The organism is Nocardiopsis listeri NBRC 13360 (assembly GCF_001570765.1).
Classification (GTDB): domain Bacteria; phylum Actinomycetota; class Actinomycetes; order Streptosporangiales; family Streptosporangiaceae; genus Nocardiopsis; species Nocardiopsis listeri.
Genome location: NZ_BCSH01000023.1, coordinates 25,521 through 52,279, shown reverse-complemented (window position 1 = coordinate 52,279; position 26,759 = coordinate 25,521). Strand labels below are relative to the sequence as shown.

17 protein-coding genes and 1 pseudogene are annotated in these 26,759 nt (G+C 70.1%); 7 read left to right on the top strand and 11 right to left on the bottom strand.

Annotation, left to right across the window (positions count from 1 at the left end):
* The first annotated feature begins 77 nt into the window (after positions 1-77).
* The gene (ilvD, locus tag NLI01S_RS08655; protein WP_084392409.1) at positions 78-1,940 is read left to right on the top strand and encodes a dihydroxy-acid dehydratase; all 1,863 of its coding nucleotides are present in this window, start codon (positions 78-80) and stop codon (positions 1,938-1,940) included.
* 140 nt (positions 1,941-2,080) lie between these two features.
* Here the strand turns inward: ilvD and NLI01S_RS08650 are convergent, their stop codons facing one another.
* Positions 2,081-2,287: an FmdB family zinc ribbon protein gene (locus tag NLI01S_RS08650; RefSeq protein ID WP_067601998.1), complete on the bottom strand. Its 207-nt coding sequence runs from the start codon at positions 2,285-2,287 to the stop codon at positions 2,081-2,083.
* A gap of 158 nt (positions 2,288-2,445) precedes the next feature.
* Positions 2,446-2,946: an HNH endonuclease gene (locus NLI01S_RS08645; RefSeq protein ID WP_067601995.1), complete on the bottom strand. Its 501-nt coding sequence runs from the start codon at positions 2,944-2,946 to the stop codon at positions 2,446-2,448.
* 378 nt (positions 2,947-3,324) lie between these two features.
* Between NLI01S_RS08645 and NLI01S_RS08640 the strand changes: the two genes are divergently transcribed.
* Both NLI01S_RS08640 and NLI01S_RS08635 read left to right on the top strand, forming a co-directional pair.
* The gene (locus NLI01S_RS08640; protein ID WP_067601992.1) at positions 3,325-5,421 is read left to right on the top strand and encodes a prolyl oligopeptidase family serine peptidase; all 2,097 of its coding nucleotides are present in this window, start codon (positions 3,325-3,327) and stop codon (positions 5,419-5,421) included.
* 175 nt (positions 5,422-5,596) lie between these two features.
* Complete coding sequence (locus tag NLI01S_RS08635) at positions 5,597-6,028, top strand: acyl-CoA thioesterase (protein ID WP_067601989.1); 432 nt, start codon at positions 5,597-5,599, stop codon at positions 6,026-6,028.
* Between the two features lie 9 nt (positions 6,029-6,037).
* Here the strand turns inward: NLI01S_RS08635 and NLI01S_RS08630 are convergent, their stop codons facing one another.
* From NLI01S_RS08630 to cobT, 8 genes and pseudogenes are all read right to left on the bottom strand, one after another.
* On the bottom strand, positions 6,038-6,589 hold the full coding sequence (locus NLI01S_RS08630; protein ID WP_223809170.1) for a globin: 552 nt from the start codon (positions 6,587-6,589) through the stop codon (positions 6,038-6,040).
* Between the two features lie 170 nt (positions 6,590-6,759).
* Positions 6,760-8,424: an energy-dependent translational throttle protein EttA gene (gene ettA / locus NLI01S_RS08625; RefSeq protein ID WP_067601986.1), complete on the bottom strand. Its 1,665-nt coding sequence runs from the start codon at positions 8,422-8,424 to the stop codon at positions 6,760-6,762.
* 100 nt (positions 8,425-8,524) lie between these two features.
* Complete coding sequence (locus NLI01S_RS08620) at positions 8,525-9,724, bottom strand: DUF4192 domain-containing protein (protein WP_157090988.1); 1,200 nt, start codon at positions 9,722-9,724, stop codon at positions 8,525-8,527.
* An 89-nt stretch (positions 9,725-9,813) separates the two neighbouring features.
* A pseudogene (locus NLI01S_RS08615) lies at positions 9,814-11,163 on the bottom strand (GGDEF domain-containing protein).
* A 400-nt stretch (positions 11,164-11,563) separates the two neighbouring features.
* A complete protein-coding gene (locus NLI01S_RS08610; protein WP_067601981.1) occupies positions 11,564-14,206 on the bottom strand; it encodes a GTPase in 2,643 nt (880 codons plus the stop codon).
* Positions 14,203-16,095, bottom strand: a complete 1,893-nt coding sequence (locus tag NLI01S_RS08605; RefSeq protein WP_067601978.1) for a GTPase — start codon at positions 16,093-16,095, stop codon at positions 14,203-14,205. Before NLI01S_RS08605 ends, NLI01S_RS08610 begins: the two co-directional genes overlap by 4 nt.
* Before the next feature lie 72 nt (positions 16,096-16,167).
* A complete protein-coding gene (gene cobA, locus NLI01S_RS08600) occupies positions 16,168-17,448 on the bottom strand; it encodes a uroporphyrinogen-III C-methyltransferase (protein ID WP_067601975.1) in 1,281 nt (426 codons plus the stop codon).
* Positions 17,449-17,709: 261 nt separating this feature from the next.
* The gene (gene cobT / locus NLI01S_RS08595; RefSeq protein WP_067601972.1) at positions 17,710-20,175 is read right to left on the bottom strand and encodes a nicotinate-nucleotide--dimethylbenzimidazole phosphoribosyltransferase; all 2,466 of its coding nucleotides are present in this window, start codon (positions 20,173-20,175) and stop codon (positions 17,710-17,712) included.
* 624 nt (positions 20,176-20,799) lie between these two features.
* On the opposite strand from cobT, the gene NLI01S_RS08590 reads away from it, so the two are divergent.
* Positions 20,800-21,915 carry a peptidoglycan recognition protein family protein gene (locus NLI01S_RS08590; protein ID WP_067601969.1) on the top strand — a complete coding sequence of 372 codons (1,116 nt, stop codon included), beginning with the start codon at positions 20,800-20,802 and terminating at the stop codon, positions 21,913-21,915.
* Between the two features lie 167 nt (positions 21,916-22,082).
* A complete protein-coding gene (locus NLI01S_RS08585) occupies positions 22,083-22,667 on the top strand; it encodes a GNAT family N-acetyltransferase (protein ID WP_067601966.1) in 585 nt (194 codons plus the stop codon).
* Positions 22,668-22,725: 58 nt separating this feature from the next.
* On the opposite strand, the gene NLI01S_RS08580 is transcribed toward NLI01S_RS08585, so the two are convergent.
* Complete coding sequence (locus NLI01S_RS08580; RefSeq protein WP_067601963.1) at positions 22,726-23,013, bottom strand: DUF6504 family protein; 288 nt, start codon at positions 23,011-23,013, stop codon at positions 22,726-22,728.
* A 465-nt stretch (positions 23,014-23,478) separates the two neighbouring features.
* On the opposite strand from NLI01S_RS08580, the gene NLI01S_RS08575 reads away from it, so the two are divergent.
* On the top strand, positions 23,479-25,662 hold the full coding sequence (locus tag NLI01S_RS08575) for a serine/threonine-protein kinase (RefSeq protein WP_067601960.1): 2,184 nt from the start codon (positions 23,479-23,481) through the stop codon (positions 25,660-25,662).
* Positions 25,663-25,768: 106 nt separating this feature from the next.
* On the top strand, positions 25,769-26,734 hold the full coding sequence (locus NLI01S_RS08570) for a quinone oxidoreductase family protein (RefSeq protein ID WP_067601957.1): 966 nt from the start codon (positions 25,769-25,771) through the stop codon (positions 26,732-26,734).
* Positions 26,735-26,759: the final 25 nt, after the last annotated feature.

The following is a 26,759-nucleotide window of genomic DNA, read 5'->3' as shown; positions in this document are numbered from 1 at the left end:
TTCCCGGGCGAGACCGAAGCGGCCCTGAAAGGGGACTACCATCGCAGGGAAACACCCGTAACGATGGGAGTCCACCCATGCCGCCCCTACGTTCACGTACGGTCACCCACGGCAGGAACATGGCCGGCGCACGCGCTCTCATGCGCGCGACCGGTGTGGAGCGCGAGGACTTCGGCAAGCCCATCGTGGCCGTGGCCAACAGTTTCACCGAGTTCGTGCCCGGCCACGTGCATCTGCGCGAGGTCGCCGAGGTCGTCGCCAACGCCATCCGCGAGGCCGGTGGCGTACCGCGCGAGTTCAATTCGATCGCCGTCGACGACGGCATCGCCATGGGGCACGGCGGGATGCTGTACTCGCTGCCCAGCCGCGAACTCATCGCGGACTCACTGGAGTACATGGTCAACGCGCACTGCGCCGACGCCCTTGTCTGCGTGTCCAACTGCGACAAGATCACCCCGGGCATGCTGCTCGCGGCGATGCGCCTGAACATCCCCACCGTGTTCGTCTCCGGCGGCCCCATGGAGGCCGGTAAGGTCACGGTGGTGAACGGTACCGCCACCACCGTCAAGAAGCTCGACCTGATCAACCCGATGATCGCCGCCGCGGACGAGAGCGTCTCACAGGCCGAGCTGGACGAGATGGAGGAGAACGCCTGCCCGACCTGTGGTTCCTGTTCGGGCATGTTCACCGCCAACTCCATGAACTGCCTCACCGAGGCGATGGGGCTGGCCCTGCCCGGAAACGGCACGGTGCTGGCCACCCACACCGCTCGTCGCGCCCTGTACGAGGACGCCGGTCGGCTGGTCGTGGAGGCCGCCAAGCGCTACTACGAGGACGACGACGACTCGGTGCTGCCGCTGTCCATCGCCACCCCGGCCGCCTTCGGCAACGCCATGGCGCTGGACGTGGCCATGGGCGGTTCCACCAACACGATCCTGCACCTGCTGGCCACCGCCACCGAGGCCGGAGTGGACTTCGGGCTGCCCGAGATCGACGAGGTCTCCCGACGCGTCCCGTGCCTGTGCAAGGTCGCGCCGAACACCGAGAAGTACCACGTCGAGGACGTGCACCGGGCGGGCGGCATCCCCGCCATCCTGGGTTCACTGGCCCGTGGCGGGCTTTTGGACACCTCCCTGCCGACCGTGCACGGCAAGACCATCGGTGAGTTCATCGCCGAGTGGGACATCACCACCGACACCGCCAGTGACGTGGCCGTGGAGCTGTTCCACGCCGCGCCCGGTGGCCGCCGCACCACCAAGGCCTACTCGCAGAGCACCCGTTGGGAGACCCTGGACACCGACCGGGAGAAGGGCTGCGTCCGCTCGGTGGAGCACGCCTACACCAAGGACGGCGGCCTGGCCGTGCTGTTCGGCAATCTCGCCCCCGACGGCGCGATCGTCAAGACCGCCGGCGTGGAGGAGGAGCTGTGGACCTTCTCCGGTCCCGCCAAGGTGTTCGAGTCCCAGGAGGACGCCGTCGACGGCATCCTCAACAAGCGGATCGAGCCCGGTGACGTGGTCGTCATCCGCTACGAGGGCCCCAAGGGCGGCCCCGGCATGCAGGAGATGCTGTACCCGACGAGCTTCCTCAAGGGACGCGGCCTGGGCAAGGCGTGCGCGCTCATCACCGACGGACGCTTCTCCGGCGGAACCTCGGGGCTGTCCATCGGTCACGCCTCCCCCGAGGCGGCGGCCGGCGGCGACATCGCCCTGGTCGAGGACGGCGACACCATCAGCATCGACATCCCGAACCGGGGTCTGGTGCTGGAGGTCCCCGAGGACGAGCTGGACACCCGGCGTGAGCGGCTGCTCAAGGAGCTGGGCCGGTTCCAGCCGCGCGACCGGCAGCGTCCGGTGACGGCGGCGCTGCGCGCCTACGCCGCGATGGCCACGTCCGCTTCCACCGGGGCCGCTCGCGACGTCACCCAGATCGAGAAGTAGAGGACGAGTCCGAGCATGGATAGGGGGCGGTCCCACCGGGGCCGCCCCCTTCGTCCGTGGGCAACGGGTGGCCACGGACGACGCGCTGCCGTGGGCAACGCGTGGTCGCGGGCGCCCCGGACACGGGAACGGCGTAGGGCTCAGCCGCAGCAGCCACCCCCGCAGCAGCCACCTCCCCCGGAGGGAGCCGGTGCCGCGGCACGACCGCCCACGGCGACGGTGGACAGAAGACGCACGGTGTCGTCGTGCCCCTGCGGGCAGGCGGCGGGGCCGTCGGACTCGGCCATCGGGCGGGACAGTTCGAAGGTGTCGCCGCACTCACGGCAGCGGAAGTCGTATCTGGGCATGTCCCCAGAATAGGACGCCGCCCACCACGTGTGGGAGGCCTACGGGCCCGAACCTCCGGGAAAGGGGGACGCCCCCGGGGTCGAAGGGAATTCGATCCCGGAGGCGTCTGAGGGGCCGGGTGTTGGGACGCCCGGTACTCCGACCCTCACAGGCCGCGTCAGGCGGCCAAGTGCGCCATGTACGGCTCCCACTGTGGGTCACCGTGCAGGTCGCCGTTGATCAACCGCCAGTGGGGACCCTTGGGCACCTTGGGGGTGATGTGCAGTTCCCAGCCGATCTCGTCGAGGAACTTGTCCGCCTTGCGGTGGTTGCACGGCTTGCAGGCGGCCACGACGTTCTCCCATACGTGCGCGCCACCGCGGCTGCGCGGGATGACGTGGTCGATCGTCTCGGCCTTCTTTCCGCAGTACCCACACGTGTGCCGGTCCCGCCGCATCAGTGCGACGCGGGTGAGCGGGACCCTGCGGCTGTACGGAACACTGATGTAACGCCGCAGCCTGATCACGGACGGCACGTCGTAGGCTCGCGTCGCCGAGTGCAGCATCGCTCCGGTGCCGTCCTCGTGCACGACGTCCGCCTTCTCTCGGAGCACGAGCAGAATCGCTCTGCGCAGTGGAAGTGTCGTCAGTGGTTCAAAACTGGCGTTGAGCAGCAGCACGTGGCGTCGAGCGGCGCCTGGACCGCCCTCCCTGCCGCACCGGCCGCTCATCGCGTCACCTCGGCCGTCGCGAACGACCGCCGTGTCTCTTCCCCGGCCAGCCGATCGGCCAGCCAGGAGACCTCCCTGTGCACCGATCCCAGGATCGGTGTCTTCTTACGCCTTGCCACACGGACCTCCCGGTGGTTCCCGCCGAGTTGCGTCCCGCAATCAGTCTGCTTGGTGGAAGCACTCCAGCGCCACCCCAATTTACGCTGGGCTGCCCAGAAAACGTCTGTTGTCGCTTTCTCGAACCCATTGTGCGGCCGGCACGGTGAGTTCCATAGTGACGCCGCGCCGAACACGCAGGGTGAGATATGGGTGGATAGGGTGCAAAGCATGCGCGAACTCCGCTATCCCCCGGCCGAACGGCTGGACATCGAAGAGAACCTGCACGGCCACACGGTCCACGATCCCTACCGGTGGTTGGAGGACGCCGACGCCGCTTCCACCAAGGAGTGGGCCTCGGCGCAGGACACCCTGTATCAAAGGATCGGCGTCGACCAAGACTCCCGTGAGGTGTTCGCGGAACGGCTGCGTTCCCTCATGGGAGCCGGCGGCGTCGGTGTACCACTGTGGCGGGGCGACCGCCGTTTCGGCGTACGACGCGACCCCGGTCAAGAGCACGCCGTGCTGTACGTGCGCGACGGCGAGGGGCCCGAACGTACGCTCATCGACCCCGGAGCGATGGACCCCTCCGGGCTGACCACCCTGGACTCCTGGCGGCCCTCTCCTGATGGCCGACTGCTCTCCTACCAGCTCTCCGAGGGCGGTGACGAGGAGTCACTACTGCGGATCATGGACGTGGAGACCGGCGAACCCGTCGACGTCCCCATCCCCCGCACCCGGTACAGCCCGGTGGCGTGGCTACCCGACGGCTCGGCGTTCTACTACGTGTGTCGCCTACCCGAGGAACAGGTTCCCGACGGTGAGGAGGCCTACCACCGCCGCGTCTACCTACACCGTCTGGGCACCCCGGTGGAGGAGGACCCCATCGTCTTCGGCGAAGGCCGGGACAAGACCGACTACTTCGGTGTCTCCCTCAGCCGCGACGGTCGCTGGCTGACCCTGACCTCGGTACGGGGCACCTCGTCCGCCACCGAGGCGTGGATCGCCGACCTGAGCATGAGCCCGCTGGAGAGTCCCCTCCTGCGCACCGTCCAAGAGGGTGTGGACGCCGACCTGAGCCCCCATGTGGGTCGGGACGGACGTCTGTACCTACTCACCGACCGTGACGCCTCGCGTGGGCGCCTGTGCGTCGTCGACCCCGCCGATCCGGCCTATGAGAACTGGACCACGCTGGTCGCCGAGGACCCCGAGGCCGTCCTGGACGGTTTCGCCCTCCTGGACGGGGACGGGCTCGAATCGCCCGAGCTCCTGGCCACCTGGAGCCGGCACGCGATCAGCGAGATCACCCGGCACGACCCGGCCGACGGCACCCTCCTGGGTGCGGTGCCCATGCCGGGTCTGGGCAGCCTCGCCGGTCTCACCTCACGCCCCGAGGGCGGCCACGAGGCGTGGTTCGGCTACACCGACAACACCCACCCTTCGTCGGTGTACCACTACGACGCCCGCACCGGCGCGGTGGAACTGTGGGAGCGCGCACCCGGTGACATCGACGTTCCGGAGGTGCGCACCGAACAGGTCGCGTTCACCTCCAAGGACGGAACCACGGTGCGGATGCTGGTGGTTTCCCCACCCGAGGCGGCGGACGGGCCTCGGCCGACCATCCTGTACGGCTATGGCGGCTTCCAGATCTCGCTGACCCCCGCCTACTCCGCGACGATCCTGTCATGGGTGCGGGCAGGCGGCGTCTACGCGGTCGCCAACCTGCGCGGTGGGTTGGAGGAGGGCGAGGCCTGGCATCGCGGCGGCATGCTCGCCGCCAAACAGAACGTGTTCGACGACTGCGCCGCGGCCGCCGAGCACCTCATCGACACCGGAGTGACCGACCGCGACCGGCTCGCCGTCATGGGCGGCAGCAACGGCGGGCTGCTCGTGGGCTCGATGGTGACCCAGCGCCCGGACCTGTTCCGCGCGGCCGTGTGCTCGGCGCCCTTGCTGGACATGGTGCGCTACGAGCGCTTCGGCCTGGGACAGCTGTGGAACGTCGAGTACGGCACCGCCGACGACGCCGAACAGCTGGGCTGGTTGTTGGGCTACTCGCCGTACCACAACGTGCGCGAGGGCACCCGGTACCCGGCGATCCTGTTCACGGTGTTCGACAACGACACCCGGGTGGACCCACTGCACGCCCGCAAGCTGTGCGCGGCACTTCAGCACGCCACCTCGGCCCCGGTCGAGGAACGCCCGGTGTTGCTGCGCGCCGAGGCCCAGGTCGGACACAGCTCCCGCTCGGTGAGCCGGAGCGTGGCGCTCAGCGCCGACCAGTTGGCCTTCCTCGCCCACCACCTGGGGCTGGAAGTGGGCCGGTAGGTCCGGTCATCGCATGGTTCGGGGCCCGGGGAGAGCAAGGACACAAGCTCACCCGGGCCCCGTGGCCTCCCCCTTTGCGAGAATGGGCGGATGGCCGTCCCCGTGCGCACCGCGCCGGGCGACGCCCGCGCACGGCTCCCGTTCTCGGGGGCTCCCCAGGGAGAGGACCCCAGAAGTGACCCAGATCCAGGACGAGGTCGCCACCACCGCCCCCAAGCGGCACGTGCACCACCAGCAGGTGCGCTACGCCGACCTGGACCCGCAGCAGCACGTCAACAACGTGCGGATGCTGACCTACCTGGAGGACGCCCGGGTCTCGTTCCTCAACTACGGAGGGATGGCCGGCGGCGAGGGGTTCGGCGCCATGGTGGTGGCCCGGCAGGAGGCCGACTACGTCGCCCCGCTACTGCCCCGCGGCGAGCCGGTGCGCGTGGAGCTGTGGGTCACCGAGGTGCGCAACGCCAGCTGCACCCTGGCCTACGAGATCCTGGACGACGAGAAGGTCTACCTGCGCGCCAAGACCGTCCTGGTCGGTTTCGACGTACCGACGCAGAGCGCTCGGCGTCTGAACGACACCGAGCGCGCCCTGCTCGCCGAATACTCCTGAACCGACCGGTCACCGCTTCAAGGAGATGGTGATGGCCTCACCATCGTCGTCGCCGTCGTCGCGGCGGCTCTCCTTGCGGGCCTGGCCGTCACTACCGATGGTCATCGAGGTGGGTCGGGCCACCGCCGGCGGCGTGGCCTCCTCCGCGACGTTGACCATGCTGTGCGCGGCCATGACCATGTACTCCCACATCTGGCGGTCCAGAGCCTCGGGCAGCTCCAGGGAGTCCATGGCCACACGCATGTGCTTGAGCCAGATGTCCCGCTCGGCGGCACCGATGCGGAACGGGACGTGGCGCATGCGCAGGCGGGGGTGCCCACGCCTCTCGTTGTAGGTACGGGGCCCACCCCAATACTGGATGAGGAACAGCCGGAGGCGCTCCTCGGCGGGGCCGAGGTCCTCCTCCGGGTACATGGGCCGAAGTTCGGGGTCCTCGGCCACTTCCTCGTAGAAACGACGGACCAGGCGGACGAAGGTGTCCTCGCCGCCAACGGCCTCATAGAACGTCATCTGCGCGGGCTCTTCGCCGGCGCCCTGGTGGTCATCACGCGCGGAACTCATCGTCACCAGGGTATGCGACGTTCACCGAGCCCCTCCGGGGCCCAGGGCCCGGGGAACGACAGCACAGGTCACCTCCGCACCAGGGCCGAAGTTCCCTCGCTTCGGGACGACGAAGGCCCCGCCGACCGGATGGTTCCGGGTGGCGAGGCCTTCGTCGTCGGCTACCGCGATCAGTCGCGGGTGAGCTTGCGGTGGGTGACCGCGTGCGGGCGCGCGGCTTCGGGGCCCAGGCGCTCGATCTTGTTCTTCTCGTAGGACTCGAAGTTGCCCTCGAACCAGAACCAGTTGGCGCCACCCTCCCAGGCGAGGATGTGGGTGGCGACGCGGTCCAGGAACCAGCGGTCGTGGGAGGTGATCACTGCGCAGCCCGGGAAGTCCAGGATGGCGTTCTCCAGCGACCCGAGGGTCTCCACGTCCAGGTCGTTGGTGGGCTCGTCCAGGAGCAGCAGGTTGCCCCCCTGCTTGAGGGTGAGCGCCAGGTTGACCCGGTTGCGCTCACCACCCGAGAGCACACCGGAGGCCTTCTGCTGGTCGGAGCCCTTGAAACCGAAGGCGGCCACGTAGGCGCGGCTGGGGATCTCGACCTTGCCGACCTGGATGAAGCTCTCGCCGTCGGAGATGCTCTCCCAGACGTTCTTGGTGTCGTCGATCCGACCCCGGTACTGGTCGACGTAGGAGATCTCGACGGTGTCACCGACGGTGATCTTGCCCTCGTCCGGAGTCTCCTCCCCCACGATCATCTTGAACAGGGTGGTCTTACCGACACCGTTGGGGCCGATGATGCCGACGATGCCGTTGGGCGGCAGCGAGAAGCTGAGGTCCTCGATCAGGACACGGTCGTCGAAGCCCTTGGTGAGGTTCTTGACCTCGACCACGGTGTTGCCCAGACGCGGACCCGGAGGGATCTGGATCTCCTCGAAGTCCAGCTTGCGGGTCTTGTCGGCCTCGGCGGCCATCTCCTCGTAGCGGGCCAGACGGGACTTGCTCTTGGTCTGGCGGGCCTTGGCGTTGGAGCGGACCCACTCCAGCTCCTCCTTGAGGCGCCGGGACTTCTTGGCGTCCTTTTGCCCCTCGACCTTCAGGCGGGCCTGCTTGGTCTCCAGGTAGGTGCTGTAGTTGCCCTCGTAGGGGTAGAACTGGCCGCGGTCCAGCTCCAGGATCCAGGTGGCGACGTGGTCCAGGAAGTACCTGTCGTGAGTGATCGCGATGATGGTACCGGCGTAGTTGGCCAGGTGCTGCTCCAGCCAGTTCACGCTCTCGGCGTCCAGGTGGTTGGTGGGCTCATCGAGAAGCAGCAGGTCGGGGGCCTCGAGCAGGATCTTGCACAGGGCGACCCGGCGCTTCTCACCACCGGAGAGCTGGGTGACGTCGGCGTCCCCGGGCGGGCAGCGCAGCGCGTCCATCGCCTGCTCGAGCTGGCTGTCCAGGTCCCAGGCGTTGCGGTGGTCGAGCTGCTCCTGGAGCTTGCCCATCTCCTCGAGCAGGGCGTCGGAGTAGTCCGTCGCCATCTGCTCGGCGATCTCGTTGAAGCGGTTCAGCATCGCCTTGGTCTCGGCGACACCGTCCTCGACGTTCTCCAGGACGGTCTTGGTCTCGTCCAGGTGCGGTTCCTGGGCGAGCAGGCCCACGGTGAAGCCGGGCATGAGTCGCGCCTCGCCGTTGGACGGCTGCTCGATGCCGGCCATGATCTTCAGCAGCGTCGACTTACCCGAGCCGTTGGGGCCCACGACGCCGATCTTGGCTCCGGGCAGGAACGAACCCGAAACGTTGTCCAGGACGACCTTGTCGCCGTGCGCCTTGCGCACGTTTTGCATGGTGTAGATGTACTCCGGCATGCCCCCAGCCTAGGCCGTGTCGGACCGTGCCCCCGCCACTTCCGTCTCGGAGCGCGGAACCCGTGCCCACACCCGGCCGACGCCGGATGCGGGCACGAGGTCAACGTGACGGTGGGACCCGACCCGAACCGGGTTCCTCCCCGTCCTCGACCCCTGGCTCGAACTCGAACCGGTCAGCGTTCTCGGCCATGTGCCGGGCCCAGCGCTCGGCCGACAACCCCCAGCCCAGCGCCCGTTCCATCAACACCGCCATCGCGTATCCGGGTCGCGCCGCCAGGGCGCTCTGGACCGCGGCCCGGGCCAGGGCCATGTCGCCGGCCTGCCAGGCGGCCACGGCCAGCAGGGAGGCCGGCCCGGCCCGGTGCCGGTGCGGGACGTGCCGGGTCACCCGGGACCACAATCGCCGGTGCAGCGGGGCCTCCTCCGGGGTGATCCGGGCCCACACCGCGTCACGTACCCGCAGGTCCAGGAGGGCGACGCCGAGCATCGCCAAGGTGTCGGGGTCGCGAATCCGCTCGCTCACCTCCCGGCGCACCACCGACCGCACCCGCCGGATCCGACTCCGTGAGGCCTCCCGGCCGCGTTCCGCTCGGAACCGTTCCTCCAGGAGCGCCGCGGACTCGGCGACGGCCGCCCGTTGCTCGCCCACCACGGGTTCCAGCAGCGCCCGGACCCGGGCCGGGTCCGTCTCCTCCGACTCCACGGCCTCGGACTCCACGGCTTCGCGCTCCATCGGTCGCGCCGACCCGTTGCGTCGTTCGGCTACCGGGTCCGGAGGTTTCCACAGGGTGGTGCGAGCTTGCGGTTCGAAGGACGCCCCCTCCGCGGGGCAACAGTCCTCGTCCTCGCACAGGTAGGACCAGAACCGGTCCCCCGTCGCTCGGTAGGCCGCCAGGACCGGCAGGCCCGCCGCGGCCGCCTCGGTCAGGAACGACCTGACATGCGGGTCCACCCGTTCGGGCGGGCCGAACCCGGCCACCAGGGCCGCGCCGCCGGACAGTTCCAGCGCGGCCCGAACGGCCACCGCACCGCTGCGCGCGGCGGTCAGGACATGGTCCAATCGGTCGAGGGTGCCGTGCAGCAACCCGCGGGGGTCACCCCGGTCGACGACCAGGACCAGCACGGAGTCACGCACCGAACGCCGTGCCATGGTGGGCAGGGCGGCCAGGAAGGCCCGTGGGTCGGCCAGGTGGGCGGGTGGGGTAACGAAGCGGGGTGGAGGGACGGCCCGCGCACCGGGGCGGGCGTGACCGTGTCGGGAGGATGCGCCGTCGTCGTGTCCATGCTGATCACAGGGCATGTATTCACGTTCGGTCACCGAAGCCCACACGGCAAGCGGCGTCCTCCGAGCCTGTGGAAAACTCACACCGGCCCGGAGGCGACAGCGGGTCAGGGCCGGTTATCGGCGCTTCCGCCATCGTAGACGCCGCCCTCGCGCGGTCCGGGTATCCGCCTGCTCACCTCGGGCCGACCGGCGGGCAGGCACACACGGTCGCGGCCGGTCTCCTTGGCCCGGTACAGCGCCAGATCGGCTGCGGTCAGCAACTCGACGAGGTCGTCTCCGTGGTCGCCGACCACCGCCACACCGATCGAGATGGTGATCGAGACGGGGACCTCATCCACCGCGATCTCCATCCGGCCGACCTGGGAACGTAGCCGCTCCGCCGCCTGCCAGGCCTCGGTGACGTCGGAGCCCGGCAGCAGGACGACGAACTCCTCGCCACCGAACCTGCCCAGCAGGTCCGATTCCCGCAGCTGTTGGGAGATCGTGGTGGCCACACCCAACAGGACCTGGTCACCGAACAGGTGTCCGTAGGTGTCGTTGACCCTTTTGAAGTGGTCGATGTCGACGATCAGCACCGCGGCCCGACCTCGGGACTCCCGTGCCCGAGCGATCTGACTCGCCGCCTCCCGCTCCCAGGTGGGCGCGTTGAGCAGCCCGGTCTTGGGGTCGGTCCGCGCCGCGGTCTGCAACTGCTGGTAGACGAGGCTCCGCTGTAGCAACAGGACCGGCGGGACGGCGATGACCAGGAGGAACAGGGAGAGCTGGGCCAGGATGGCGACGGTGACGCCGACACATAACTCAACGCAGTCCACCAGGAAGGCCTCACGGTCCCACAGGCTCGGCGCCCCGCCGTCGGGGCTGAGCCGGGCCGCCAGGAACACCAGCGCCGTGTTGAAGAGGGTGAAGACGACGCAGCACAGCAGGGCGAGGAAGACTCCGTTGACACTGGCGAGGGTGGCGTGCGCGGTGGTGGATCCCCCTAGCCCCGCGACCGGTCCGCTCTGCGCACCGTGCCAGAGCAGCGAGGCCACGAACCCGGAGACGCCGACCGCGGCCATGTTGAACATCTGGCGGTGCAACATCGCGCGCCGTTTGCGGCGTTAGAGCAAGAAGACCGGGATGGGGATGAGCAGGGAGTACAGGGGTGGCAGCAGGAGCATGGCGGGGAGCCACCACGCGCCCAACAGATCGCGGCTCAGCCCCTCGGGCACGCCGATACGACGTATCGCCTCCAGGCACACCAGTGCGCACAGGACGAGGGCGGCGAAGAGTACGACGTCGAAGCTCGTGATGGTCGTCTGGGCGACGGCCACGCCGATCAGGAACAGTGCCGAGGTCACCAGCAGGACGAGGTAGACGACCAGCCCACGGGGCTGTTGGAAGACCTGCCAGGACCGTCGTCGCTGCCCGGGCGGATTCTCCTCGGGGGCCATCGGCTTCTCCGAGATGCTCACCGCTCCGTCCTCCCTTCCCGCCACGCCCTCTGTCGTCCGTACGCGACTACCGACTCTGATGTGCCCACCGCCTCTCACGGTTCTCACTACGACGAACCGGACTCGCCTCCCGTTCCCCCGCGGTGCCGCTCGGTCACCGGGTCCGACGGAGAAACTCCGATTCGAAGACCGGCAAGCACACCCCCCTCACTTTACATTACTTTGGGTAATAACTTAATCGCCGATTGTATGTAGCCCGCAGGTTGAGCCTACGGTAGCCGTCACCCTGTGTCTCTGGGGCATTTACAAGCGTCACGATTTGTCCTCTACTGGCCGTGAATCTTCCCCGGACACACGAACGGGGACGGTGCCCATCGGCATCCGTCCCCGTCCGCACGGCGATTCCTCGAACCCGCCCGGGTCAATCCCTGGGTCGAGCCACCTCGTAGGCGGCACGGAAAGCACGGTGTCGCGCCAACTCGTCCTCCATCGGTGTCACCACGCGCACTCCCGCGATCTCGCGGACCCGTTCCCGGGCGTCACGCTCCACGTCCTCTCGGCGCTGGACCGCGGCGACCTCCACGAGGTTGCCGCACCCCACCCCCGTCAGCCAGCCCACCAACAGGCTCGCCACGGCCACCGCGCCCGCGTAGGCCATCGCGGCCGGGTCGTCGAACAACACCAGACCGGTGATGCCACCGCCCGACCAACTGGCCAAGGACGCCAACGTCCACAGCAGACCGACACCGGCCACGGTCAACAGCGCGTACTGCACCATGCGCGCGATCTTCCACCAGGAAGGGCTGCGATCCGGATCGCCGACCGCGGAGGTCACCGCCTCACCCAGCTCCGCCGGCAGCTCCGACACCCCGCTCCGGGCGGCGCCGCGCATCCGCCGACGCCACACCGCGGGCATACCCTCCGACACCTCGTCGGCGACCTCGCCCAGGACCGTCTCCAGTTCGGCCTCGTGCGCGTCGACCGGGCCACCCACACCGGGGGTGTCCCGGCGCAGGAACTCCAACCGCACCGCGGTGAGCGGGTCCTTGCGCAGCTTCATCGCACGGCGGGCCACGGGCCAACCGACCCGGCGTCGCCCGCGACGCACGTCGTTGGTCTCCACCACGTCCGCCACGGCGGACACACCGGCGGCGTCGGACAGCCCCTGCTGGATCCGTGACCGCACCTGGGCGGGCACGGTCCCGTCGGGTTCGGTCCCGCCGTGGAACTCCTCGAACGGTTCGACGACCTGGTCCAGGTCGGCGACCAGGCGGTCCACCAGGGCGTGCTTCTCGGTCACCGACTCGCTGAGGAACTCACGCAGCTCGTCGATGCCGTGGTCGGTGATGGTGGAGGTGGTGATCACCCGCGGGTGCACCCCGGACTCGGTCTCCAGCAGGCGACGCAGGTCGGTGAGGAGCTCCTCCAGTTCCTCCGGCTCGACCTTGTCGACCTGGTTGAGCACCGCGACGGTGACGGCCCCGTGCCCGGCCATGTTGGCCAGGTAGCGGTGGTGCACGGCCGCGTCGGCGTACTTCTGCGGGTCCAGCACCCACACCAGAAGGTCCACCGAGCCGATGAGCCGGTCCGCCTCGGCGGTGTGCATGCTGCGCACCGAGTCGTGGTCGGGCAGGTCCAGCAGGACCAGGCCGGTCAGCCCGGATTCACCGCTGTCCAGGACGCTGGTGCGGGAATGACGGTAGCGGGTGGGCACGCCCAGCCAGCTCAGCAGGGCGTCGGCGCCCTCGTGTCCCCACACGCAGGCGTGCGCGTTGGAGGTGGTGGGGCGGGTGACGCCGGTCTGCGACAGTTCCAGCCCGCACAAGGCGTTGAACAGGGAGGACTTACCGCTCCCGGTTCCCCCGGCCAGGGCCACGACCGTGTGGTCGCCGGACAGGCGCAACCTCGCCCCGGCGTGGTCGAGCAACTGTCCGGCCCGACCCAGCACCTCCTCGGGCAGATCGTCCTTGCCGATCTCGACCAGGGTGCTCAACGCGTCCAGGCGTTCGATGAGTTCGGCGCGGCTGGTGTTGCTGGTGGGCTGCCACCGGTCGTGGTTGGTGGGCCGGTACTCCTCGTCGTCGGTGGAGGGGGCCTCGTCGGCCGCGGAATCCTCCGCCGCCGAAGTGGCGGTGTCGTTCCCGATGGCCCGGAAGGCCCCGGATACCGCGGAGGGTCCGGGGACCCTGCGTGGCAGCGGCGGGGGCGCGTCGTCCGCGGCCTCGCCGGTCTCGTCGGCCGATTCGGCGACCTCGACCCGTTCCGGGCGGGACGCGCTCGTGTCCTCGGAGGGCGCCAGGACGTCACCACCGTCGGTGTGGGCGACGCTCGTCCCCTCGTCGACGTCGCCGGGTCCCACCCGAGTGACGACGGTGGCCTCGGGTTCGGCGTGCCCGGACCCGGAGCCCACCGTGCGGCCCCGCTCGGCACGGGGAACGTCGCGCTCGGATCCCTCGCCCGAGGCCTTCTCGGTGTCGGGATCGCCCGGGGAATCCACCTCGTCGGGGCACACGACCGGGAAGGACCCGGTGTGACGACCGGCGATGCGAGTGTCGTCGGCGGCCTTGCTGAGGCTGCCGACCCAACCCGCGAGGTTGTCCGGATCATCCTCGCGCGCCTCGTCACCCGGGGCACGGCGTCCGGCACCGGGCTGCCCCGCGGCGAGACGGGTGTGCCGGCCGCGCCGCTGCGCTCCCCGGTCCCGCTCCTCGGGCTCTTCCCTGGGCTCGTCCCGACGCTCGTTCTCGGCGGGGTTCCGTGACACACCGGGGTTCTGGAGTCCGCCGAGGGCGGCACCCGCCCCGGACGGATCCGGGTAACCGGTGATGCCGTCGTAGGCGGCGGGTTCCTCCACGCCGCGAATCCTTTCCCGAGCATGCTCGGGATGTTCGGGCACCGGCATGGTGTAACCACGCCATGGGCCACTCTGATAAGGCTCCGGCGCCTGCTCGTCCGCCCAAGGTTCGGGGGTCGACGAGCTCTCGCGCTCGGTGTCCTCACCTGGGGTGTTCGACTCCCCGGGGCCGCTGTCCCCCGCCTGGGCGGAGTTCCACTGAGTCGTCATCTGGCAATCTCGAGGTTGTACGTGGCCTGATAGAGCTGGACGGCGCTGTCGTCGGACGGAATGCCGGCGGAGGACAGGGCGGTGTCGAAGGGGACCCGTTCCCGGGCGAGCAGACCCAGCACGCGTCGGTGCAGGTTCTCCCGCGCCGACCGGCCGATGCCGCGCAGCGACTGCGCGGCGAAGAGCCCCTTCAACAGACGTTGCGGAGACGCACCCGAGGTGTCGGCGGCGTGGGCGCCGCCCCCGGAGTGTGAACGTTCGTAGCCCAGTAGGTCGATGATCATGACCAGGGCGACGACATCGTGGTCGAAGGTGACGAAACGGGCGACCGAACGCTTGGTGGCGCCCTCGGCCGTGGTCATCTCCGCGATCTCGCCCCGCCACTCGTCGATCTCCTGGCGGATCTCCTGGGCCAGCATCCCGCTTCCGGGCATCTCCAGCGCCTTGGTGGCCAGGTCGCCGCCGCCGGCCACCTGACGCCAACGCTGTTCGACCTGTTCGGCGGCGCGCTCACTGCTGGAGACGATCAGCGCCTCCAACGAGTCGCGCACCGCGCGTTCCAGGGCCTGGATCCGCTCGCCGCGCTCCACCTGGACCTCACGGGCCTTGCGGGAGCGCTTCTTCTTGCGTGGACGCATGCTCTTGGCGAGTTCTCCGCCCGCGGCGAGCTCCTGCCAGCGGGCCGACAGCGAGCCGCGCAGCAGCGAACCGTCGGCCAGGGAGGTCTCGATGTGCTTCTCGGCCGCCGCGTAGGCGTCGTCGACGGCGGACCCCAGAGTGCGGCCGGTCTCGATCTGCGCCTCGACCTGGCGGGCCAGTTCCGGCACCCGGGTGCGGAAGCTGTCGATGACACCGATGAAGGTACGCCGGGAGACCCGGTCACGCTGCTCCGCTTCTCCGGCCACGTTCGCGAGGAAGTCGCGAACGTGGTCGGCGACGTTGGAGGTGAAGCGTTCGCCCTCGATCTGGTCGGTCTCGGGGATCGCGAACCGGGAGGCGTTGCTCAGACCGTTGGCCTCCAGCATGGCGCCGAAGTGGTCGAGCAACTGGCGACGGCCCTTGCGCGGCACTCGGGAGAGCACCACGGCCAGGGAGGTGTCCCGGTCCCTGGCGACCTGGAGGAACTCCCAGACCCGCGCGTCGGCGTAGCGGCCGCTGGTGGTGACGAACACCCACAGGTCGGCGGCGTCCAGGAACTTGGCGGCGAACTCGTGGTGGGCGGCCACCGCGGAGTCGACGTCGGGGGTGTCCAGCAGCGCCACCCCCGCGGGCATGGCCTCGGTGGCGGCCAGCACCAGCATGCCGTCCTTGCCTGGCATGGCCAGACCCTGCTGGCGTACTCGCGGCAGGGTGGGAATGAAGGAGGCCTCGCTGAACCAGTCCACGTCGGCCGGATTGCAGGCCAGTACCGGACTGTTGGTGGTGGGGCGACGCACTCCCGTGGTGGTCACCTGCTCGCCGACCAGGCTGTTGACCAGCGTGGACTTACCGGCGCCGGTAGAACCGGCCACGGCGATGAGCAGGGGGATGTCGGGGCGGCGCACCCGCGGCAGTACGTAGTCGGACAGCTGGGCGAGCACGTCCTCCTGAAGGGCCTTGCCATCGTCGGCGCCGGCCAGTCCCTCGGCGAAACGCAGATCGCGGATCTGCTTGCGCAGCGACTCCAGGACCTGCTCGAAACGGTCGTCCTCGTTGCCGGGCGCCCGATGTTTGGCCGGCCCGGAGGGCACGGGGACGGTGGGACCCCGGCGACCGCTGTCCGGGGTCTCGGCCCCGTACACGGCTGAGGGGTCCGCGGTGGATCGCGCGGAGGTGGCGTCCGGTCCGGTGGTGAACCGGTCCGGGGCATCGGAACCGGAGGTGTCCGGTGCGGCCGACGGCCGGGTCATGATCGGTATGCCCTCCTCATCACTGCTGATGGTCCCCGTCGACGGGCCTGGCGTGCTCCGCCGTCGGAGGTCTCACTCGAGATCGCGCCCGGTCGCCAGACGATCCAGCTCGCTCTGGGTTCCCGTGTGCAGTATGTCAAGTTCCCGCGCTGTTCGGACCACTTCTCCGATGATCACCACCGCGGGGGGCCGCATTCCGGCCGATCGAACCGTGGCTGCGATGTCCGCCAGCGTACCGGTCACGGTTCGTTGCGACGGCAGGGTCGCTTCCTGGACCACGGCGACGGGGGTGTCCCCGCAACGACCGTTCGAGGTCAACGCCTCGACGATCGCCTCGATCCGTTCCAGACCCATGAGAGCGACGATCGTACCGTTGGAACGGGCCAGGCCTGCCCAATCAACGGTCGAGCGCGCGTCGCCCGGGGCGACGTGCGCGGAGACGATGTGCACGTCCTGCGTCACTCCGCGGTGGGTGGCGGGGATGCCCGCGCCGGCCGGGGCCGCCAGCGCGCTGGTGACCCCGGGGACCACGATGACCGGGACGCCGGCGGCGGCGCACGCGGCCGCCTCCTCTCCACCTCGACCGAACAGGAAGGAGTCACCGCCCTTGAGCCGGACGACGAACTTCCCCTCCTTGGCCCGTTCGACGAGGACGGAGTTGATCTCCTCCTGGGCCATGGAACGGCCGTAGGGGATCTTCGCGGCGTCCACGATCTCCACGTCCGAGGGCAGGGCGTCCAACAGGGAGGTGGGAGCGAGTCGATCGACCACCACCACGTCCGCCTGGGACAGGAGCCGGCGGCCACGGACCGTGATCAGGCCCGGGTCGCCCGGGCCACCACCGACGAGGGCGACGCCGCTGAGGCGTTCACGCCCGCGCCGGTCGTCCAGAGCGCCCTCGGCCAAGCCCTCGATGATGGCGTCGCGTACCCCGGCCGAACGCTTGGGGTCGCCGGAGGCCACCACGCCCACGGTGATCCCACCGGAGTCACCACTGGCCGGGGTCCAGGCGGAGGAGGTGTGCCGGTCGTCGGCGCGCACACACCAGATCCGGGAGTCCTCGGCCTCGGCGGCCACGGCGGCGTTGACCTCGGCGGAATCGGTGGCGGCGTGTACCAGCCAGTAGGCGGGGGCGTCGGGGCCGACCACGTCACCGGGTTCGAAGGGGCGACGCACCCAGGTGAGACGTCCCGCGTCGGCGAGGTCCTCCAGCGCGGCGGACGCCTTCGGAGAGACGAGGGTGACCCGGGCACCGGCCCCAAGGAGGACGGGTACCCGACGTTGGGCGACCCTTCCGCCGCCCACAATCAGCACATCACGGTCCCGCATGCGCAGGCCAAGGAGATAGGTCACGGATCGTACCCCTCATGGTCGTCCGTACCGGCCCCCGACATCGGCGGCGGGGTGCGCGCGGGACCGATGTCCCGGCACGCCGCCGGAGAATTTCGGCGATTACTCCAAAACACCTTGTCAAAGCGGTGTTACAGCCGGGTAAAGGGGTGAGCACAGAGCGGGGTGACTCCCGCCGCATCGACGCGAGGGCGCCCCACCACCTCCTCTGGTGGCGGGGCGCCCTCGTTCCAGGGCACGGACCACCGTCACGGCCCGACCGGATCACCGGTCCGTGGAGACCCCCGCGGAGTCGAAGGTGGCGACGGTGCGCAGCGCCCGCGCCGAACCCTGCAGCAGAGGCAGCGCCAGCAGCGCACCGGACCCCTCGCCCAGCCGCATCTCCAGGTCCACCAGCGGGGTCAGACCCAGGTGGTGCAGGACCACACCGTGACCGGGCTCGGTGGAACGGTGCCCGGCGAAGCAGGCGCTCAGCGACTCCGGGGAGATCGCGGCGGCGGCCAGCGCGGCCGAACCGGCGATGACCCCGTCCAACAACACCGGGATCCGCAGCGCCGAGGCGCCCAGGATGAATCCGGCCAACGCGGCGTGCTCCAAGCCGCCCAGGGCCGCCAGGGTTCCGATCGGGTCCTCGGAATCCACCGGGTTGGCCGCCAAGGCCTTGCGAACCACCTCGACCTTGTGTTCGTAGGTGGCGTCGTCCACACCGGTGCCCCGCCCGGTGGCCTCGGCCGGATCGGCTCCGGTGAAGGCGCACACCAGCGCCGCGGCGGGGGTCGTGTTGCCGATCCCCATGTCCCCGGTGATCAGGCAGCGATTGCCCGCCGAAACCAGGTCGCGGGCCACCTCGATTCCGCCTTCCAGGGCCTGTAGCGCCTGCTCGCGGCTCATCGCCGGCCCCTGGGTGAAGTCGGCGGTCCCCCGCGCGACCTTGCGGGGCAGCAGACCGGCGGCCGGGGGCAGGTCACCGACCACACCCACGTCCACGACGGTCACCTCGGCGCCCACCTGCTCTGCGAAGGCGTTGACCACGGCACCGCCGTCGATGAAGTTCTGCACCATCTGCGCGGTGACCTCCTGTGGCCAGGCGGTCACCCCCTGGGCGTACACGCCGTGGTCACCGGCGAACACCGCGACGGCGGCCGGTTCGGGGATGGGCGGAGGGCACTCCCCCGCCAACCCGGCGAGCCGTACCGACACGTCCTCCAGCACGCCGAGGGACCCCAGCGGCTTGGTCATCCTGGCCTGCCGGTCCCTGGCCTCCTCCACGGCGCGGGCGTTCAGCGCTCCGATGGCGGTGATGGTCTCCTCCAGGAGGGTGGTGGGCTCCTGACCGGGCAGACCGCGGTGACCGTAGCGGTCACGGTGCACCGCCCAGGACAGGGGACGTCCCTTCACCCAGCCGCTGAGGCCGAGCTCGGGTTCGGTGGGGAACTCGTCGACGTAGCCGACGCACAGGTAGGCGACGACCTCCAAGTGGGAGGGCAAGGCGAGCACGTCGGCGACACCGCGCTCGTCGGTGATCCCGACCCAACCTACGCCCAGTCCCTCGGCGCGGGCGGCCAGCCACAGGTTCTCGACGGCGAGCGCGGCCGAGTAGGAGGCGGGCTTGGCGTGGCGTCCGGGCGCCTGCGCTCCGCGGGTCGGGTCGACCGTCACCGCGATGTTGAGCGGGCTGTCCAGGATCGCCTCGACCTTGAGACCGGAGAAGGCGTGGGCGCGAGCGCCGGGACGGTCCCCGGAATGGGAGTCCCGTTCCTGTTCGGCGAGGTCACGGACCCGTGCGCGCAGTTCCGTGTCGTCGATGACCAGGAAGTCCCAGGGCTGGGTGTGTCCGATGCTGGGCGCCTGGTGGGCTGCCTCCAGGACGCGGGTGAGCACTTCGGCGGGGATCGGGTCGGGCCGGAAACCCGCTCGGACGTCGCGACGTTCGCGGATGGCACGGTAGACGGCGGCGCGTTCGGCGTCGTCGAAGTCATGGCCGGTGTGTCGCCAGGCGTCGTCGGCGGGCGCTTCGGGGGCCGGGGCGGGTCGGCCGCGGACGTCCCCGGCCGGTTCTCCCACCCGGGGCGGCCCGGTGTGCTGCGGCTCCGAGAAGGAGGCCGCTGCTTCGTGTGCGTGCACGGTGTCGCTCTGCTCCGCTGGTTCGGCGGCCGCGGGGACCTGGTCCACGTGGCCGGTGTTCGTGGCTGCGTCGGATTCGGTGGAACCCTGCGCGGGGGTTGGTTCTTGTGCGGGTTCTCCTCCCGGGGGGTCGGCCTCGGGTGCGAGGGGCTCCTGTGGCCGTGCCGCCGGGTGGGGGCCGCCGCGGAAGGGGATGACGTTCGGTCGCGGATCGCGGGCGGTGACCGGCGCCCGTGTGGACACGGGTTCGGGCTCGGGTTCCGGCGCGGCCTCGGGTTCCGGCTCCGGAGCGGGTTCGGGTTCGGGTTCGGGTGTCACGTTCCCGGGCGGCGCGGGTGGCGCGGGCGGGTTCGCCGGACGCACCTGCCGGGTGGGCGCCGCCGGTTCCTGGAGGGGTCTGCGGAAGGGGTTGCCCGGTACGGACCGCGGCTCCTCCCCCTGCGGGGCCGGTACGGAGGGAGCGCCCTGGGCTCCCTTGCCGCTCTCCGGCAGCCCGTCGAGCAGACCTCCCAGGCGCGGGCCGAGGCCCGGCGAGGGCTTGCCGCGTCGTGGTTCGGAGGGATCGCCCTCCGTGTGACGGGCTTCCTCGCGGTCATCGTTGGTCATGGTCGCTCCCCGAAGGCATGAGGTCCGTGGGCTGCCCGTTCGGGCCCTGTCCGAGATGGATCCGGACCAGCGTAGTCCGCGGCGTTCGCGCCGCTCAGCGGGGGTCCTGCCGACCCCGGGCAACCCGTTCCCGGCACACCGCCGGGCCCTCAAGTCACCGTCAACTGTGCCAGAGTCCGCGTCAGCGCGCGCCGTGTACCGGAGTCCCGCACCATTCCACGGAACCGTTCCGGCCCCAGGACCGGAAAGCCGTCACCGCGGCGGACCGCGATGCCCTCCTCGCTCGAGCGAAGCCACAGCGATTCCCCGCCCAATGCTTTGACCAGCGAAAATGATGCTCTCGAGCAAGGGATGACGGTGGGTCCGTGGTTTTCCAGGTCCTCGGTGGGCACGCGACGTTCCCCGGTCAGGTCGATCAGACCGGGTCCCCCTCCGTGTCGCCGTGGTGGCGCAGGTCGTGGTGGCCCTCTCCTCCGTGCTCGCCGTCTCCGCCTCCGGTCACTTCGGACCCCCAGGAAGCACTCACGTGTCGTACGTCACAGGCATGTGGCAGGCTGTTGCGGTCCCCGTCCCCCTGACGCCCTGCCCCGCGATGAACACAGTCGGCGAACAGAACGGACACACATGCGACGGCGCACCTTCCTGACCACCGCCACGGCGGCGGGCCTCGGCTCCTTGGCCCCCGCGTTGCTCACCCCTACGGCCGCTTCGGCGCAGGGCTCCGACACCCGGGCCGTCCCCCGCGTGCTCACCGAGACCACCACCTCCACCGGCTCCCCCGTACGCCCCGACCGCCGCTTCGACCTGGTCTCCGTCTCCCGGTCGCCGGAGCGGGTCTCCGGCGCGTCGGTGCGCTTCGAGCTCCCCGACGGGTGGGGGTCCTGGCGTGACCTGCGCTTCCACACAGAAGGACCGGACCACCTCGACCCGGACTCGACCGCGATGGTGCGCGCCCCGGAAGGCGCGATCGGCTACCAGGTACGCGGCGCCGACGGTTCCGACCTGACCGCGGTGAACGTCCGCGACGGCGAACCGCTCGCCTTCGGTGGGCCGGAGCGGACCACGCTCCGCGCCGAGGGCGGCGAGTACCGGTCGTTGTCGGGCACCTCCCTGTTGCCGGTGCGCACGCGGGCGGGCTGGGGCGCGGACGAATCCCTGCGCTTCGACGAGGACGGCGACGACCTGTGGCCGGCCGAGTTCCACCGGGTCCAGGCGTTGACCGTGCACCACACGGCCATGGCGACCACCGACGACCACGCCGCCGACGTGCGTGCGGTGTATCGGCTCCACGCGGCCGAGCAGGCTTGGGGCGACATCGGTTACCACCTGCTCATCGACCCCGACGGCGTGGTCTACGAGGGTCGGCACTCGGGCGAGGACGGGATCCCGGTCTTCTCCGGAGTACCGCTGCCCGGCCGCGCCCGTTCGGTGACCGCCGGCCACGCGGCGGGCTTCAACCACGCCAACGTCGGGGTGTGTCTGCTCGGCGACTTCACCCACGAGGTGCCCACACGTGCCGCCCAGGATTCGCTGGTGACGGTGCTGCGGGTGCTGTGCGCGCTGACCGGCGTGGACCCGGCCCGGGAGATCGAGTACGTGAACCCGGACACCGGCGCGGTCACCCCGCAGGAGGCACTGGCCCGGCACCGGGACTGGTTGGACACCGAATGCCCCGGCAACGCCTTCGCCGACGTGTTCGACTCGGCCATCCGAGAGCGGGTGGCACACGGCCTGCTCTAGGGAACGTCTCGCGCGGCCCCTGTGGCGGATTTCTCCCACCGCAGGTCACGGCGGTGATCCTCGCGATATCCGGTTGCGCCGGCCATGGCCGGCGCGGCTATCGTGAGCAGCCGCCGCCACGCCGTGGGTGCGCGGCGCGATTCGAGGAAAGAGGGTTCGACTCCACCATGACCACCGTTCAGAGCACGCCGACCATGCCCTCGGTCATCCTGGAGACCGAGCGGCTCCGGCTGCGATCGGTACTCGAACGCGACATCGACGACGTGTACACATCGTGTGTGGACCCCGACCTTCAGCGGTGGGTTCCGCTGCCGGCCCCCGGAGAGCCCTACACCCGGGAGAACGCGGAGGACTTCTGCCTACGCCTGGCGCCGGGCATCCGTACCTCCGGTGACGGCCAGCACTGGGCCCTGCTGGAGCGCGAGGGCGGCCGGTTCGTCGGTTCGTTGGCCCTGCTGCGCACCGAGTGGCCTGCGAAGGTGACCGAGGTCGGCTACTGGATCTCGCCGTGGGGGCGGGGCCGTGGCTACGCCGCCGAAGCGGTCGTGGCGGTGTCCCGCTGGGCGATCGACCAAGGATTCCAACGGATCGAACTGAAGGCCGCGGTGGGCAACATCGCCTCTCGTCGGGTGGCCGAGTCCACCGGATTCGTCCACGAGGGGGTGGAGCGCAACGCGATGCCGTTGAACGAGGGCCGCACCGACCTGGCCGTCTACAGTCTCCTGCCGACGGACCTGAAGACGACGCCATAGACGGGGACGGCCGGGTCGGTGGTGGCACCGGCCCGGCCGTCCCGTCTTACCTCCCGGATCATCCCCACACCCGGGAGAGCAGCCACCCACCGGTGGTGGTGTCGTGCCGGAGTTCGTACACCCCCTGGGAGTAGGCCGAACCGGCCTCGACCCTCCAGTGCCGGCATTCGGGCACCTGGGAGCTCTCACCCGGTGTCCAGTCACGACGCAGGGTCACCCACTGGTCGATGATCCTGCGCACCCCGTAGACCCGCCCGTCCCACACGAAGCGGGTGGGTCTGCCGTCGTCCTCCACGACCGTGACGTCCGATCCGTAGTACCGCCCCACAACCGTTCCCCCAAGCATCGACCGACTCCTCGTTCGGCGTCCGGCGGCGTCAGGGCGCACCGCCGGGGTGCCCACCCGCGGGGAAGTACGAACAGGCATTCGAACGTGTGATCGAATACTAGCGAAGGGGAAGCCTCCGTGGAACTGTTTCCACCGCGACGACGTCACCACCCGTGGAACCATCCGTGGAACCGAGGAACCCCCGGGCCACGGACCCGCGATCACCCTGGAACCCGGCGCCAGGCCGTGCCGTTCTCCCGGGACCAGAGCACGTCACCGCTCCGGATGCTGTTCGAGAGCTTCCGGGGCGATGAGATCCTCGACGACCGGCCACGGCACCACCCCCGCTTTCCCCCACCTCGACGACCACCGCGGACAGAACCGTTTCGACTTCGGTGGGATCACACCCCTTCGGAACACGCCCGGTGCCGGCGTCGGTACGCTGATAAGCGCTTATCACACGATTTGTGAGGACCCTCGACTGTGACGTCCAACGGCCACTCAAGCGGCAAACCCCTGCGCGCGGGCGACCCGCGTGAACTCGACGGTTACCGCATCGTCGGTCGGCTCGGACGCGGTGGCATGGGCACCGTCTACCTCGCCGAGGGTCCCGGCGGCCGCCCCGTCGCCGTCAAGCTGATCCACCCGGACCTCGCCGACGACGAGTCGTTCCGCAAGCGGTTCGCCCGCGAGGTGGACTCGGCGCGACGGGTCGCCCGTTTCTCCACGGCCGGGGTCATCGACGCCCGGTTGGAGGGCGAGCCACTGTTCATCGTGTCGGAGTACGTGGCCGGCCCGAACCTGGACGAGGCGGTGCGCGCGCAGGGTCCGATGCACGGCGGCACCCTCGAAGGTCTGGCGATGGGCGTGGCCGCGGCGTTGACCGCCATCCACGGTTCCGGGGTGGTCCACCGCGACCTCAAGCCCGCCAACGTCCTCCTGTCCACGGTGGGCCCGAAGGTGATCGACTTCGGCATCGCCCGCGCCATGGACGACGCCGGCGGCGGCATCACCCGTTCCAGTCAGCTCATGGGTACGCCCTCCTACATGGCACCGGAGCTGATCCTGGGCGAGCGGGCCACACCGGCCGCGGACATCTTCGCCTGGGGGTGCCTGGTGGCGTTCGCCGGCACCGGCGAGGCACCCTTCGACGCGGCGACGGTCCCGGCGGTCCTGCACAACATCTCCTCCGCCGCACCCAAGCTGGACGGGTTGGACCCGAGCCTGTTGGAACTGGTCGGGACCGCGCTGGACAAGAACCCCGCCAACCGTCCCTCCTCCCAGCAACTACTGGCCAAGCTGACCGGCCAGGAGGACCCTGAGGAGTCGGAGGTACGACGGACCATCAGCACCTCCTGGGCCCCGCCCAGCAGCGCTCCGGTGGCGGGCACCCCGCCGCCGGAGGAATCCGGTCCGCAGCGAACGGCCCCCGTCCCCGGCGACCAGGGAAGGGCCCCCGTCCCTGCCGTACCGCCCACCATGGTGCGGCCGACCGCACCGAACACACAGCAGACGCACCAGAACGGTCCGGCTCCACAGGGACCGCCCGGGTTCCAGGGGCCGTCCGGGGCCCAGGCCTTCCCACAGCACCAGGCCCACCAACAGGGAGCGCAGGGACCGCAGGCTCCGATGGGGACGCACGGCGCCAACCCACGGTCGGGTCCCCAACACGGCCAAGGGCCCCATGGCGGACACGTTCCGGCCCCCGGACAGGGTCGGCAGTGGCCCAACGGCGGCCACGCGCAGCCCGTGTACGGGATGCACGGAGGTCCGGGCGGACCCGGTGTTCCCAGCGGCCCGAACGCTCCCGGACGGCCGGTGAACGGTGCCTCCGGTGGCGGCCGCCGCAAGCTCATGCTCGTCGGCGGTGGTGTGGCCGCGCTGCTGCTGATCGCCACGGTCGGTGGCGTCGTGTTGTTCTCCGGCTCGGAGTCCCCTCCGGAGAACAGCACGAGTATCTACACGACCGATTTCGCCACGGATCCCGACTGGCCAGGAGCCTACAACTTCGATCCCCAGATCTCCGACATGAACAACGTCGGATACTGGGACGAGCAGAACGCCATGCTGCTCGCGATCAACTCCTCCTTCCAGGAAAGCCAGAGCACGCTCGTCCCCTTCAACGGGGAGACACCCCCACGGGTCCTCATCAGCACCACCTTGGCGCCCCTCTCGGGCCCGAACGAAGCCACCACGGGCGCCTACTGCTGGGGCCAAGAGAGCGATGAGGACACCCTGTACGAAGCGCAGGTCCGCCTGGACGGCGGCGAGGCGCAGATCCGTCGGGTGACCGAGGAGAGCGGCAGCACCGCGCTCGCCTCCAGCACCGAGATCAAGGGTTTCCGAACCTACGACCTGTTCGACGAGGAGACCGAGGTCACCGGTCTGCCCTATGACGCGAACCTGAGCGACCTGGTCACCAACAACCTCAAGTTCTCCTGCGAGCACGTGAGCGAGGAGGGCGATGACCCGTACATGGACCTGCGGCTGTGGATCAACGACGAGCTCGCGCTGAGCACCGTGGACGAGCAACCGCTACCGGACGACACCGACCTGGACGATGAGGAGCGACGCCAGATCGGGCTGATCCAACGGGCCGCCTCCGGCAACGAATCGATCGTCGTGGCCTACACCGACTTCGCACTGCACCGCATCGACGCCGAGTAGCGGGCCCGTCCTCGATACCGCCCGGCCCCGAGGTGAGCGTTCCATCCCGGCGGCGGGCGCGTTAGCGTCGGGGCCACGGTCACCGCGACAGGGAGGACGAGACGACATGCGCGCCATCGTGATGGAGGAGTTCGGCGGACCCGAGGTCCTACGCACACAGGAGATCGACGACCCGACCCCAGGACCGGGCCAGGTCCTCCTGGACGTGGCCGCCCGGGGCGTCAACTTCATCGACGTCTACCAACGCAGCGGCGTCTACAAGGTGGACCTGCCGTTCGTTCCGGGCATGGAGGCCTCGGGCACGATCACGGCGGTCGGTGATGGTGTCACCGACCTGAAGGTGGGGCAACGCGTAGGCTGGGCGATGTCACCCGGCGGGTACGCCGACCGCGCCACCGTCGACGCCGACCTGGCGGTCCCCGTCCCCGACGGGGTCGCCGACGAACAGGCCGCCGCGCTGCTGCTCCAGGGCATGACCGCCCACTACCTCACCTACTCGGTGCACCCGGTGGCCGAGGGCGAGACCATCCTGGTGCACGCAGCCGCGGGCGGCACCGGACTGCTCATCACCCAGCTGGCCAAGGCCCGTGGCGCCCGGGTGATCGGCACCGTCTCCACGGAGGCCAAGGAGGCCATCGCCCGCGCGGCCGGCGCCGACGAGATCGTTCGTTACACCGAGACCCCGGTGGCCGAAGCCGTCCGTGACCTCACCGACGGCGAAGGCGTCGCGGCGGTCTACGACGGCGTCGGCAAGGACACCTTCGACGCGAGCCTGGCCTCGCTGCGCCCACGCGGGGTGTTGGCCCTATTCGGGCAGTCCAGCGGCCTGGTGGAACCGGTGGACCCGCAGCGGCTCAACAGCGCCGGTTCGGTCTACCTCAGCCGCCCCTCCCTCGCGCACTTCGTCACCGACCGCGAGGAGCTGCTGGGCCGGGCCCGCGACCTGTTCGAGCTGGTCGAGCAGGGGCGTCTGGACGTGCGGGTCGGCGGCCGCTACCCGTTGGAGGAAGCGGCCCGGGCACACGAGGACCTCACCTCGCGCACCACCACCGGCAAACTGCTGCTGGTCTGAGGACCCACGCGATGGCGATGGCCGC

Excerpts from the sequence above, each read along its gene's own strand:
- ilvD (WP_084392409.1), top strand. The coding sequence starts at position 78 with ATGCCGCCCCTACGTTCACGTACGGTCACCCACGGCAGGAACATGGCC.
- NLI01S_RS08650 (WP_067601998.1), bottom strand. The coding sequence starts at position 2,287 with ATGCCCAGATACGACTTCCGCTGCCGTGAGTGCGGCGACACCTTCGAA.
- NLI01S_RS08640 (WP_067601992.1), top strand. The coding sequence starts at position 3,325 with ATGCGCGAACTCCGCTATCCCCCGGCCGAACGGCTGGACATCGAAGAG.
- NLI01S_RS08630 (WP_223809170.1), bottom strand. The coding sequence starts at position 6,589 with ATGAGTTCCGCGCGTGATGACCACCAGGGCGCCGGCGAAGAGCCCGCG.
- ettA (WP_067601986.1), bottom strand. The coding sequence starts at position 8,424 with ATGCCGGAGTACATCTACACCATGCAAAACGTGCGCAAGGCGCACGGC.
- NLI01S_RS08620 (WP_157090988.1), bottom strand. The coding sequence starts at position 9,724 with ATGCCCTGTGATCAGCATGGACACGACGACGGCGCATCCTCCCGACAC.
- NLI01S_RS08610 (WP_067601981.1), bottom strand. The coding sequence starts at position 14,206 with ATGACGACTCAGTGGAACTCCGCCCAGGCGGGGGACAGCGGCCCCGGG.
- NLI01S_RS08605 (WP_067601978.1), bottom strand. The coding sequence starts at position 16,095 with ATGACCCGGCCGTCGGCCGCACCGGACACCTCCGGTTCCGATGCCCCG.
- cobT (WP_067601972.1), bottom strand. The coding sequence starts at position 20,175 with ATGACCAACGATGACCGCGAGGAAGCCCGTCACACGGAGGGCGATCCC.
- NLI01S_RS08590 (WP_067601969.1), top strand. The coding sequence starts at position 20,800 with ATGCGACGGCGCACCTTCCTGACCACCGCCACGGCGGCGGGCCTCGGC.
- NLI01S_RS08585 (WP_067601966.1), top strand. The coding sequence starts at position 22,083 with ATGACCACCGTTCAGAGCACGCCGACCATGCCCTCGGTCATCCTGGAG.
- NLI01S_RS08580 (WP_067601963.1), bottom strand. The coding sequence starts at position 23,013 with ATGCTTGGGGGAACGGTTGTGGGGCGGTACTACGGATCGGACGTCACG.
- NLI01S_RS08570 (WP_067601957.1), top strand. The coding sequence starts at position 25,769 with ATGCGCGCCATCGTGATGGAGGAGTTCGGCGGACCCGAGGTCCTACGC.